This window comes from Paraburkholderia sp. EB58 (assembly GCF_050436665.1).
In the GTDB taxonomy this organism is placed as follows: Bacteria; Pseudomonadota; Gammaproteobacteria; order Burkholderiales; family Burkholderiaceae; genus Paraburkholderia.
Window position 1 is genome coordinate 60,356 of sequence record NZ_JBNDMQ010000034.1, and the last position, 11,821, is coordinate 72,176.

An 11,821-nucleotide genomic window follows, 5' to 3' on the forward strand; every position below is an offset into this window, starting at 1 on the left:
CGCCGGTGTTGTTAATCGGCGGATGGCGCCAGGCCTTATTCGGTTGATGCGTCGCGCAGTCCTGGCCACGCGGGTGCGAGTGCGGGCCCTAGCGCGAACAGGTCCAGCACGCGCGCGACCGTGTGATCGACCATCTCGTCGATCGAGGCAGGCTGGTTATAGAAGGCGGGTAGTGGCGGAAAGATGATGCCGCCCATTTCGGTGACCGCGGTCATGTTGCGCAGATGCGCGAGGTTGAACGGTGTTTCGCGCACCATCAGCACGAGGCGGCGGCGTTCCTTGAGCGTGACGTCGGCGGCGCGGGTGATCAGATTGTCCGAGAGGCCGTGCGCGACGCTGGCCAAGGTTTTCATCGAACAGGGTGCGACGATCATGCCATCGGTCGAAAACGAGCCGGACGCGATGCTCGCGCCCACGTCGCGCACCGAATGAACGACATCTGCGAGCCCGTGCAGGGTTTCTTTGCTTAACTGGAGTTCGTGCTGGATGTTGAGCCAGCCGGCGCTGGAAATCAGCAGATGGGTTTCCACGCCGCCCAGCCGGCGCAGCGTTTCAAGCAAGCGGACGCCATAGACAGCGCCCGTCGCGCCGGTGATCGCAATGATCAGCCGGCGAGGCGCCGCAGCGCGTGTTTCCATGGCTCGCGGCACCTGGTTTCGTCTAACGAACGATCAGACCGCAGCAAACAGTTGCTGCAGTTCACCGTTCTGATACATCTCCATCATGATGTCCGAGCCGCCGATGAACTCGCCCTTCACGTAGAGCTGCGGAATGGTCGGCCAGTTGGAGAATTCCTTGATGCCCTGGCGGACTTCGTCGTCCTCAAGGACGTTGACGGTCTTCGGCGCGTCGACGCCGCATGCCTTCAGGATCTGAATGGCGCGGCCCGAAAAGCCGCACATCGGGAACTGCGCGGTGCCCTTCATGAAGAGGACGACGGCATTCTCGTCGACGATTTGCTTGATGCGTTGTTGCGTATCCATGACTGACCTTGCGGTTCCGGAATAAGGTGGAGATAGGATGAAATGATAGCGGATTTCGCCGGGGCAGGCGGACGGCGCGCCGACGTCATGCGCCCGCGTGCCACCTGCCCCCGCTGATGCGTTCGATGCCGGCCAGATCGCGCTCCGAACGCACCGCTGCGAAACCTGCTTCGTCAAGCAGCGCGCGCACTGCCGTGGCCTGATCGTACCCGTGTTCGAGCCAAAGCACGCCGCCGCGCTCCGCGAATCGCGAGGGTGCATCGGCGACGATGACGCGGATCGCGCTGAGGCCATCGGCCTCGTCGGTCAACGCGCCGCGCGGTTCGAAACGCAAATCGCCTTCGGACAGATGCGGGTCGCCGCTGGCGATATAGGGCGGATTACTGACGATCGCGTCAAAGCGCGGGGTGGGATCGAGCGCGTCGTACCAGTCACTCCGTACGAACTGGAGCGGGCCGCCGTGGCGTGTTTTATCCAGCAGCCGTAGAGCGTTGCGGGTTGCGACGGCGAGCGCTTCGGCCGAGCGGTCTACCGCCCAGACCTGCGCGTCGGGCCTGACCGATGCGATGGCGATGGCGATCGCGCCGGTGCCGGTGCCGAGGTCCAGCACCCGCGGCCGCGCCATTCCCTCTAGCACAGCAAGCGCGGTTTCGACCAGCAGTTCGGTTTCCGGCCGCGGGATCAGCACATCCGGTGTGACTTCGAAATCGAGCCCGAAGAATTCCCGGGCGCCGACCAATTGCGCGACGGGCTCACCCGCCAGACGCCGCGTCTCCAGCGCCTGATAGCGGGCCACGAGCGCCGCGTCGAGCGGCTCGTCGCTGCGCGTGATGAGCTCGGTGCGGCGCCAGCCGAGCACGTGCCCGAGCAGGATGCGCGCTTCGAGCGGCGGCAAGGCAGAGGCGCGCAACAGGGCGGCGGCGTTATCCATGGCAGCGCGATGGGTGCATGCGAGGCGGGTGCGAACGGCGAGCGGCGGGCACCGGCGCTTAGTCCGCGTCGCCCAGCGAGGCCAGCAACTCCGCCTGATGCTCGCTCACCAACGCGGCGATCAGTTCGTCGAGATCGCCGTCCATGATCGACTCGAGGCGATACAGCGTCAGGTTGATGCGGTGATCGGTGAGCCGCCCTTGCGGGAAGTTATAGGTGCGGATGCGCTCCGAACGGTCGCCCGAGCCGATCAGGCTCTTGCGGGTCGCCGCTTCCTTGGCGTGCTGCTCGTGATACTGCTTGTCCTTGATGCGCGCGGCGAGCACCTTCAGCGCGCGATCCTTGTTCTTGTGCTGCGAACGGTCGTCCTGGCATTCCACGACGATGCCGGTGGGCAGGTGCGTGACCCGCACGGCCGAATCGGTCTTGTTGATGTGCTGCCCGCCCGCGCCGGACGCGCGGAACGTATCGATGCGCAGGTCCGCCGGATTGATCTCGACTTCGCCGATTTCATCCGCTTCCGGCATGACCGCGACCGTGCATGCCGACGTATGAATCCGGCCTTGGGTTTCGGTCGCCGGCACGCGCTGCACGCGATGGCCGCCCGATTCGAACTTGAGCTTCGAATACGCCGCTTCGCCCGCGATCCGTACGATCACTTCCTTGTAGCCGCCCAGATCCGATTCGCTCGCCGACATCATTTCAACCTGCCAGCGGTTGCGCTCGGCGAAGCGCAGATACATCCGCAGCAGATCGCCCGCAAACAGCGCCGATTCGTCGCCGCCGGTACCTGCGCGGATTTCGAGGAAGATGTTGCGGTCGTCGTTGGGGTCTTTCGGCAGCAGCATTTTCTGCAGCTCGGCGCCGAGCTTGTCCATCCGCTCGCGTGCCGCGCGGATCTCGTCTTCGGCGAAATCGCGCATCGACGTGTCGGCCAGCAGTTCTTGCGCAGTGAGCGCGTCGTTGCTGGCCTGGCGCCACAGCGCGTAATGCTCGACCACCGGCCCCAGCTCGGCGTGCTCACGCGTGAGCTTGCGGTATTGGTCGAGATTCGCGGTGATGTCCTCGCGGCTCAACAGGTCGTTCAGTTCGGCCAGCCGGGTAGTGAGCTGGTCGAGCTTGCTTTGCATGCTCGTTTTCATCGGACGGTACGGAGCGGGCTCCGGAAAGGACGGCGTAACTGGGGAGGCGGGCGCAGGCCCTGAAGGTTGGCGCCGGCCTGCCGAAACCACCTGGCGAGGCTGCGCGCGGCGGCAGCGCCGCTAACGTTCCGAAGCGTCGGAGTGTTTGTAGAACCCGCCCATCAGTTCGATGAGCTTATCGCGATTCTCGCTGCTGGCGCGATTGAGTGCGTGCGTCGGACCATGGATCAGCTTGTTGGTCAGCGCTTGCGATAGCGCCTCGATCACCGCAGCGGGATCGTCGCCGCGGGCGAGCATCTTTTGCGCGCGTTCGACTTCGGCGCGGCGCAGCAGGTCAGCCTGAGTGTGCATATGGCGGATCACCGGCACGATGCTGCGCGCGTCGAGCCACTGCATGAAGTTTTGCACGCGCGTTTCGATGATCGTTTCGGCCTGCGCGACGGCTGCCTGGCGCGACGCATTGCCTTCACGCACGATGGCGCCGAGGTCGTCGACGGTATAAAGGAATACGTCTTCGAGTTTGCCGACTTCGGGCTCGATGTCGCGCGGTACGGCCAGGTCGACCATGAAAATGGGCCGGTGGCGGCGCGCTTTCACGGCACGCTCGACCGCGCCAAGGCCAATGATGGGTAAGGTGGAGGCTGTGCACGACACGATGATGTCGAACTCGTGCATCCGTGCCGGCAAATCCGCCAGCGGGATCGCCCGGCCGTTGAAGCGTTCGGCAAGCCGCGTGCCGCGCTCGGCGGTGCGGTTCGCCACCACCAGCTCGCGCGGCTTTTGGGCCGCGAAGTGGGTCGCGCACAGCTCAATCATCTCGCCGGCGCCGATGAACAGCACGCGCTGGTTTGCCACCTTGTCGAAAATGCGCTGCGCGAGACGCACCGCGGCAGCGGCCATCGAAACCGATTGCGACCCGATCTCTGTAGTAGTGCGCACTTCCTTCGCCACCGCGAAGGTGCGCTGGAACAACTGGTTCAGATAGGTGCCGAGCGCGCCGGCTTCGGACGCGGTACGCACCGCATCCTTCATTTGTCCGACGATTTGCGTCTCGCCGAGTACCATCGAATCAAGCCCCGAAGCGACACGAAACGCGTGACGCACCGCTTCCGACTGCGGCAACGCGTACACGTGCGGCGCGAGTTCGCTGACCGGCAGATTGTGGTAGCGCGAGAACCACTGGATGGCGGCTTCGCGGACTGCCTGGTCGTCGGTCGCGCAGTAGAGCTCGGTACGGTTGCAGGTGGAGAGGATTGCTGCTTCAGGCGCAGTCCGGGCGGCGGGGCCGAGCCAGATGTCCTTAAAGGTCGCCAGTGCAGGTTTGATCTGTTCGAGCGGAAACGCCACGCGTTCGCGCAAGGCGACGGGCGCGGTGTGGTGATTGATTCCGATCGTTAGAAGCTGCATATGCGGGGCTATGGTTTAGCCCAATATTATAGCTTTTTCGCAATTCTTTCAGCCTGCGGGACACTTCAGGCGCCGGTACCGCTGTCCGGCGGGACCGCGTCAAGCTGGTAACCGTAGCCGTAGAGCGGTGTCAGGCAATAGCCGTGCTCGGGTCGCAACTGCAATTTGGTGCGCACCCGCGATGCGTGCGTGTCGAGCGTGCGCGACCTTACGTCGCGCCGACGGGCCCACACTGTTTCGAGGATGTGCGCGCGCGACACCGGCCGCGACACATTATTGAACAGTAGCAGCGCGAAGCGGAACTCCTTGGGGGTTAGTGCCACTGTCTGTCCGTGAAATGTAACGGTAAAGTTCGCGGCGTCGAATACGTAGTTGCCGAACACGTCGCACCGCCGGTTGGACGGGCGGCGCAGGCCGGCGCGGCGTAGCAGGGCGTCGACGCGTGCGAGCATTTCGGGGCCGCGCACTGGTTTCGTCAGACAATCGTCGGCACCGGCGTGCAATGCTGCGACAATCTCACTTTCGCGCGGTGACGACATCAGCATAATGACCGGCAAGGCGGGCAGAATGCTGCGGGCTCGGGGAATGACGTCTTCGGCAGAGCGGTCGCCTGCCCAACTATCGGTCAGCAGCAGATCGAAGAACAGGGTGGACGCGCTCGCGAGAAAGGGTGTGCTTGCAACGAAATGCTGACAGGAATGGCCGCCGGCAAAGATCAGCCTGTCGACGAGTTCGGCGTGACGCACGTCAGGGTCGATGAGGGCGATTCGCATAGGACACGGCTTTCAGCGTGGCGGGCGAGGGCGGCGAACCTTACGGCTTGCCTAAATATGACCCCGGCCCCTAAACTCAACCGCTACGCGGAAAGCGCCGTGCTGACCTTTATAGTTAACGAGACAAAAATGCTAGCTGCCCGAACGCTTAACGCCTATGAGAAGAGTCCGAAAGTGAGCGAGGTTCCCCACTGATGGGTTGGCCCGGTATCGTGTTGCTGGGTGCGGTGATCGGCCTCGCGGGCTGGTGGCTGCATCCGCTGCGGCGCAGTAGCCGCACACGTTTCTGGGTGGCGCTGCTGGCTGGTGTGTTGGGCGCAGCGTTCGCCCGCCTGGCCGGCAACGTAGTGGGTCTCTTCCATGACGGTGATACGCTCGAATGGCCGGTATGTACGGCTGTTGCGCTGATTGCCGTTGCCGTGACGGTCGGCTTGTTCTCCCGTCGCTGAACATATGCAGGTGAATCCGATGAATGCCCGACTTCCCGAAACCTCCTCTATTCCTGAGCGTATCGCTCACCTGCGCGGCGCGATGGCGCGCGAAGGCCTCGCGGCCTATCTGGTTCCGTCCGCCGATCCGCACCTGTCCGAGTATCTACCCGGACGCTGGCAGGGCCGGCAATGGTTATCGGGTTTTACCGGCTCGGCCGGCACACTGGTCGTCACGGACGGCTTTGCCGGCGTGTGGACCGACAGCCGCTACTGGGAGCAGGCCGAAGCGCAATTGGCCGGCACCGGCGTCCAGTTGATGAAGATGATGGCGGGCCAGCAGTCACAACCGTACTTCGAATGGCTGGCGCAGAACGTGGCGGTCGGCGGCACCGTCGGCGTTGACGGCGCGGTGCTTGGCCTCGCCGCGGCCCGCTCGCTGACCTCGGCGTTGAGCGCGCACGGCGTGAAGCTGCGCACGGATGTCGATCTGTTCGACGCAATCTGGCCCCAGCGTCCGACGCTGCCCACCGAACAAGTATTCGAACATGCAGCTCCACACGCGACGGTCGCGCGCCTCGACAAGCTCGGCCAGATTCGTCGCGCCATGCAGGAGAAGGGCGCGCAATGGCACTTCGTTTCGACGCTCGACGATCTCGCATGGCTGTTCAACCTGCGCGGCGCCGACGTCAGCTACAACCCGGTGTTCGTCGCGCATGCGTTGATCGGACTGGAGCGCGTCTCGCTGTTCGTGGCCGAGGGCAAAGTGGCGCGGGCGCTGGCTGAGGCGCTGGCGCGCGACGGCATCCATGTCGAATCATATGGAAAGGCTGCCGATGCGCTCGCCGCGCTGCCGGGCGGCTCGACCCTGCTGATCGATCCGCGCCGGATCACGTTTGGTCTGCTGCAATCGGTGCCTTCGACGGTGAACATCGTCGAGTCGGTGAATCCGTCGACGTTCCTCAAGTCGCAAAAGACTGAGGCGGACGCCGAACACGTGCGTGCCACCATGGACCAGGACGGCGCGGCGCTGGTCGAATTCTTCGCGTGGTTCGAAAGCGCCTTGGGCCGTGAGACGATTACCGAACTCACCGTCGACGAACGCCTCACGGCCGCGCGGGTGCGGCGCCCCGACTACATCTCGCTGAGCTTCGCGACCATCGCCGGCTTCAACGCGAATGGCGCCATGCCGCACTACCGCGCCACGGCCGCATCGCATTCGACCATCGAAGGCAACGGGCTGCTGCTGATCGACTCGGGCGCCCAATATCTGACCGGCACGACTGATATCACCCGTGTCGTGCCGATCGGTACGCTGAGCGACGCGCAGCGGCGCGATTGCACCTTGGTGCTGAAGGGCATGATGGCGCTCTCGCGTGCGAAGTTTCCGCGTGGCATCCGCTCACCGATGCTGGACTCCATCGCACGTGCGCCGATCTGGGAGGCCGGAGCGGATTACGGTCACGGCACGGGCCACGGCGTCGGCTATTTCCTGAACGTGCATGAAGGCCCGCAGATCATTTCTCACTACGCGCCGGCTGAGCCGTGGACGGCGATGGAAGAGGGCATGATTACCTCGGTCGAGCCGGGCATTTACCGGCCGGGCAAGTGGGGCGTGCGGATCGAGAACCTGGTGCTGAACCGCGCTGCGGAGAAGACCGAGTTCGGCGATTTCCTGAAGTTCGAGACGCTCACGATGTGCCCGATCGATACGCGCTGCTTCGACTTGTCGATGCTGCGCGAGGACGAGCGCGCGTGGCTGAACGCGTATCACGAGACGGTGCGTGCACGCATCGCGCCGCATGTTTCGGGTGACGCGAAGGCCTGGCTGGAGACACGGACGCAGGCGATTTAACGCTAGGAGTGCGACAGATGGCGGGCGTGGCGGTCGTAGTGATCGATGTGCAACAGGCGTTTTTCTCCGGCCCGAACGCCTCGTATCGCGGCGCTGAGGTGATCGACGGGATCAACCGTCTAACCGCGGCGGCGCGAGCGGCGGGGGCACCGGTTTTCATCGTCCAGCACGATGAAGCGGGTGACCAGGAAGTCGAGCATGGCAGCGAGGGCTGGCAATTGCCTGCCTCCCTCGTGCGCACCGGCGACGATATCCTCGTGAGCAAGTCGGTCGGCGACTCGTTTCACGAAACGCCGCTCAAGGCGCATCTTGAGCGGCTGGGTATCGACCGTCTGCTGATCTGCGGTTACGCGACCGAATACTGCGTCAATACCGGCGCCCGCCGTGCCGCTTTGCTTGGGTATCAGACCACGGTCGTCTCGGATATCCACACCACCCAGCACACTTCCGATCTCACGCCCGAGCAGATCGTCGCGCACTACAACCATGTGTGGGCGCATTCCTCCCTGTCGGGCAACCGGATCTCGGTCCGCCCGCTCGCCGACGTCCTCGCAACGGAGTTCGCATGAGCATCAAAGCGGTGGTGTTTGATTTCGGCGGGGTGCTGATCGACTGGAGCCCTGAATATCTGTTTCGCGAGCTGATTCCGGACGAGACGGAGCGTCGCTGGTTTCTGACGCATGTCTGCTCGATGGAGTGGGTCATCCGTCAGGACGGCGGTCAGCCGATCGCGGAAGGCACCGCCGAGCTGGTCGCCCGGTTTCCCGATCACGAGCCGCTGATCCGCGCTTTCTATGAGCGCTGGCACGAGATGATCGGCGGGGTGCTTGAAGACACCGTAGCAACGCTTGACAAGCTCGATGCGGCGGGCGTGCCGCTATTCGGTCTCACGAACTGGTCCGACGAGACTTTTCCGTATGCATGGGAGCATTTCCCGGTGCTGCGGCGTTTTCGCGACATCGTGGTGTCCGGGCGCGTCAAGATGGTGAAGCCGGATCCGGCGATCTTCGCTGAAATGCGTCGGCGCATCGAGGTGCAACTGCCCGGCATCGAATCGCACGAACTCGTGTTTATCGACGATAACCTCAAGAACGCCGAGGCCGCGACCGTACTCGGCTGGCACGGCGTGCATCACACATCCGCAGCGCAAACCGAGGCGAAGCTGCGCGAACTGGGATTGCCGGTTTGATTCAGGTGGTTCGGCTCGCGGTCAGCACGCCCGGCTCAGCACACCCGCATTAGACGGCGCCGCGCGACATCGGCGCCAGCCGTTCAGCCACCGCTTCGCACGCGGCGCGCAACGGCTTCACATAGGTTTCCATCGGCGTCGCGCTCTTGCGAAACAGCGGAATGCTCACGCTGATGCAGGCTGCCGGTTGACCGTCCGGGCCCCGGATTGCGCAGCCGTAGCAGAAAATCTGTGCTTCGTTTTCTTCCCGATCTTCCGCATGGCCACGCGCCCGTGTTGCTTCAAGTTCGGCGATGAGTGCGCCAGGTTCGACGATCGTGTTGGCGGTGAAGCGCTCGAGTCGCAGACCTTGCAGCAGACCGTCCCGCGTGGTCGTATCGAGCGACGCCAGATACGCCTTGCCCACCGAGCTTGAATAGAGCGTGACCCGCGTGCCGATACGCGAGGCCATCCGCACGGCGTGCGGGCTCTCCAGCTTCTCGATGTACACCATCTCCGCGCCGCTGCGGACGGCGAGGTGCACGGTCTCCTGAGTGGCGTCGCGCAACGTCTGCAACGCTTCGGTGGCGGCGACGCGCAGGTCGGAGCGTTCCCAACTGCGGCTTGCCAGCGACATCAGCCGCGGCCCGAGCTCGACGGTCGCGCCGCGCAGACTTTCGATGACGAGCCCTTCCGCGATCAGCGCGCCGACGATCCGGTAGACCGTCGGCCGCGGGTAGCCGGTTTGGGCCGCGAGTTGCGCGATGTTCAGCGGTTCTCCGGCATCGGCAATTCGTTGCAGCACCGCCATGAACTTTGAAAAGGCCGCGGTGCCGGTGGACCGGCCGGCCTCAGGGGCTTCGATGGCGTCTTGCGCGTCGAGGACGGAGAATTTCGGCATCGCATTGGGGACGGCCCGTTGAGGACGGCCAATTAAGGGTTGAACGGATGACGGGTAATGTGACCTTCCGTACCGGAAGGTTTGCAGCCGGCGCGCCGGGTGGCGGCGATTATAGCGGCGCGCATTTTGCCCGCCGGGGACAAACCCTTCACGCCACCAGATACCCCCCGTCCACCGGAACGATCGTGCCTGTGATAAACGCCGCCGCCGGCGAGCATAAAAACACCACCGCCTGCGCGACATCGTCCGGCTCGCCCCAACGTCCGAGCGGCGTGCGTTCGAGAATCGCCCGCGAGCGGGCATCATCGTCCTGCAGCGCCTGAGTGAGCGGCGTCGCGATCCAGCCGGGCGCGACCGCGTTCACGCGAATTCCGTCCTGTGCGTAAGCCAGCGCAAGCGACTTGGTCAATTGCGCCACGCCCCCTTTGCTCGCGCTATAAGCCGGCACCAGGCCGCCGCCGAAAAAGCTCAGCATCGATGCGGTATTGACGATCGTGCCACGGCTTTTCCGCAGCAGCCCGCGCGCCGCCGAACAGGCGCGCATCGTCCCCGTGAGGTTCACGTCGATGACCTGCTCGAATACATCGAGCTCATGCTCCGCGGCGCGGCGAATCATGCCCGCGCAGTTCACCAGCATGTCGAGCGACGTGAGTGATGCGAACAGGGCGGCGACCTCGTCGTTCGAACTGACGTCGAGTGCGGCGATTTCGATGCCGGGTCCGAGCGCGCTGCGTTGCGCATCCGTGGGCGCGAGGGCCGCCGCGATCACATGCGCGCCAAGTGCAGCGAACTGGCGCGCAATTCCCGCTCCAATGCCTTGCGTGCCGCCGGTCACGACGGCGGTCTTGCCTTTGAAGAGATCCTGCTGAAACGTCATGGCGAGTGTCTGTGCAAAGAGGCGAACAGGTGAAGATCAATGAGACCGGGCGATCAGGCCAGCGTGGCGGCTGCGGCGGTGTCCGGGCGCTCGGCGATCGGCTCACGCACCACAAATATGTAGACAAGCGCCGCCGCGAACGACACTCCCGCGCTGATCAGAAAGGCATCGACGAACGAATGCGTCTGATCAACCACCACGCCCGTAATGAACGGCGCGAACGAGCCGCCGAAGTAGCCGCCGAAGTTCTGGATGCTGCCGAGCGACGCCACCAGGTGCCGCGGCGCCGCTACGCTGACGAGTGCCCACGCGCCGCCGCTGGCCATGTTGATGAAGTACATCGCTAACGACAGATAGACGATCGCGAGCGTGACATTCGGCGTGTAGGCCGCGGGCACCGTAAACACGGCGCCAAAAATCAGGCCGGTGCAGATCGGCCACTTGCGGCTACGGATCGGTGCGATGCCGCGCGCCATCAGTCCGTCGGCGACGAAGCCGCTCGACAGCATGCCGAGTGTGCCGAACAGATACGGAATCGATACGATCCAGCCGGTCTTCGCGATCGACAGATGCCGTTCGTGTTCGAGATAGGCCGGCAGCCAGGTCAGGTACAGCCACACCATGTAGATCACGCCCATGAAGCCGAAGATCATGCCCCACGTAGTCCGCGAGGCGAACAGGCCACGCCATTCGGCGCCGGTCATGCGGCGCTCGGCGCGCGCGTGCGGCTCCTCTTCGGTGAGGTGCGTGAGCTCTTCGGGTGCTAGCGTAACCTCGCGCCGGTTCCGATACACGAGGTACCAGCCAATTGCCACCGCAATGCCCATCACCCCCATCACGATGAACATCCAGCGCCAGCCGAACGCGAGCAGCAGCCCCGTGAGAATAGGCGGGGCGAGCGCCGGGCCAATGGTCGAAGAGGTGATGAAGATGCCGGTAGGCCGTCCGCGCTCGCGCAACGAATACCATTCGCTGACGACCTTCGCACCGGCGGGAAACTGCGGCGCCTCGCCGATCCCAAGGAAGATCCGCGCAACCAGAAAGTGCTGCAGGCTGTGCACGAAGCCGCCGAACAACTGCGCCACCGACCAGACGAACATCCCAACGCCGAGCATCAAACGCGCGCCGAAGCGGTCGAGCAGCGCGCCCATCGGCAATTGCGCGAACGCGTACGAAAACGAGAACGCCGACAGCAGCAGGCCCATTTGCGAGGCGGAGAGGCCGAGTTCGCCACTTACCGAATGATTGGCGATCGACAGCGTGCTGCGATCGAGATAGTTGACGATGCCCGCGAGCGTCAGGAACGTGATTGCGATCCACTGGATGCGCCGTAAGCGCGGTGTCTTTGCCTGCATGG

13 protein-coding genes are annotated in these 11,821 nt (G+C 64.2%); 4 read left to right on the forward strand and 9 right to left on the reverse strand.

Annotated elements, in window-relative coordinates; genetic code table 11:
* Positions 1–35 precede the first annotated feature (35 nt).
* From P3T40_RS34920 to P3T40_RS34945, 6 genes are all read right to left on the reverse strand, one after another.
* On the reverse strand, positions 36–638 hold the full coding sequence (locus P3T40_RS34920; RefSeq protein ID WP_429272263.1) for a UbiX family flavin prenyltransferase: 603 nt from the start codon (positions 636–638) through the stop codon (positions 36–38).
* Between the two features lie 33 nt (positions 639–671).
* Positions 672–983: a Grx4 family monothiol glutaredoxin gene (gene grxD / locus P3T40_RS34925; RefSeq protein WP_429272264.1), complete on the reverse strand. Its 312-nt coding sequence runs from the start codon at positions 981–983 to the stop codon at positions 672–674.
* A gap of 85 nt (positions 984–1,068) precedes the next feature.
* The gene (gene prmC, locus P3T40_RS34930) at positions 1,069–1,914 is read right to left on the reverse strand and encodes a peptide chain release factor N(5)-glutamine methyltransferase (RefSeq protein ID WP_429272265.1); all 846 of its coding nucleotides are present in this window, start codon (positions 1,912–1,914) and stop codon (positions 1,069–1,071) included.
* Positions 1,915–1,972: 58 nt separating this feature from the next.
* Positions 1,973–3,055, reverse strand: coding sequence for a peptide chain release factor 1 (prfA, locus tag P3T40_RS34935; protein ID WP_429272266.1), 1,083 nt, complete (start codon positions 3,053–3,055; stop codon positions 1,973–1,975).
* Positions 3,056–3,175: 120 nt separating this feature from the next.
* Complete coding sequence (gene hemA, locus P3T40_RS34940; protein ID WP_429272267.1) at positions 3,176–4,462, reverse strand: glutamyl-tRNA reductase; 1,287 nt, start codon at positions 4,460–4,462, stop codon at positions 3,176–3,178.
* Between the two features lie 65 nt (positions 4,463–4,527).
* On the reverse strand, positions 4,528–5,235 hold the full coding sequence (locus tag P3T40_RS34945; protein WP_429272268.1) for a response regulator transcription factor: 708 nt from the start codon (positions 5,233–5,235) through the stop codon (positions 4,528–4,530).
* A gap of 194 nt (positions 5,236–5,429) precedes the next feature.
* On the opposite strand from P3T40_RS34945, the gene P3T40_RS34950 reads away from it, so the two are divergent.
* The 4 genes from P3T40_RS34950 to P3T40_RS34965 are packed head-to-tail and all read left to right on the forward strand — an operon-like array spanning position 5,430 to position 8,707.
* A complete protein-coding gene (locus P3T40_RS34950) occupies positions 5,430–5,684 on the forward strand; it encodes a hypothetical protein (RefSeq protein ID WP_429272269.1) in 255 nt (84 codons plus the stop codon).
* Between the two features lie 19 nt (positions 5,685–5,703).
* Positions 5,704–7,518, forward strand: a complete 1,815-nt coding sequence (locus P3T40_RS34955; RefSeq protein WP_429272270.1) for an aminopeptidase P family protein — start codon at positions 5,704–5,706, stop codon at positions 7,516–7,518.
* A 17-nt stretch (positions 7,519–7,535) separates the two neighbouring features.
* Positions 7,536–8,087: an isochorismatase family protein gene (locus P3T40_RS34960; protein ID WP_429272271.1), complete on the forward strand. Its 552-nt coding sequence runs from the start codon at positions 7,536–7,538 to the stop codon at positions 8,085–8,087.
* Entirely contained in the window at positions 8,084–8,707 is a 624-nt protein-coding gene (locus P3T40_RS34965; protein ID WP_429272272.1) for an HAD family hydrolase, read from the forward strand. Before P3T40_RS34960 ends, P3T40_RS34965 begins: the two co-directional genes overlap by 4 nt.
* Before the next feature lie 49 nt (positions 8,708–8,756).
* Here P3T40_RS34965 and P3T40_RS34970 read toward each other — a convergent pair whose 3' ends face one another.
* The 3 genes from P3T40_RS34970 to P3T40_RS34980 form a co-directional block, all read right to left on the reverse strand.
* Positions 8,757–9,587, reverse strand: coding sequence for an IclR family transcriptional regulator (locus P3T40_RS34970; protein ID WP_429272273.1), 831 nt, complete (start codon positions 9,585–9,587; stop codon positions 8,757–8,759).
* Positions 9,588–9,735: 148 nt separating this feature from the next.
* Complete coding sequence (locus P3T40_RS34975; protein WP_429272274.1) at positions 9,736–10,464, reverse strand: SDR family NAD(P)-dependent oxidoreductase; 729 nt, start codon at positions 10,462–10,464, stop codon at positions 9,736–9,738.
* 53 nt (positions 10,465–10,517) lie between these two features.
* A complete protein-coding gene (locus P3T40_RS34980; protein WP_429272275.1) occupies positions 10,518–11,819 on the reverse strand; it encodes an MFS transporter in 1,302 nt (433 codons plus the stop codon).
* Positions 11,820–11,821: the final 2 nt, after the last annotated feature.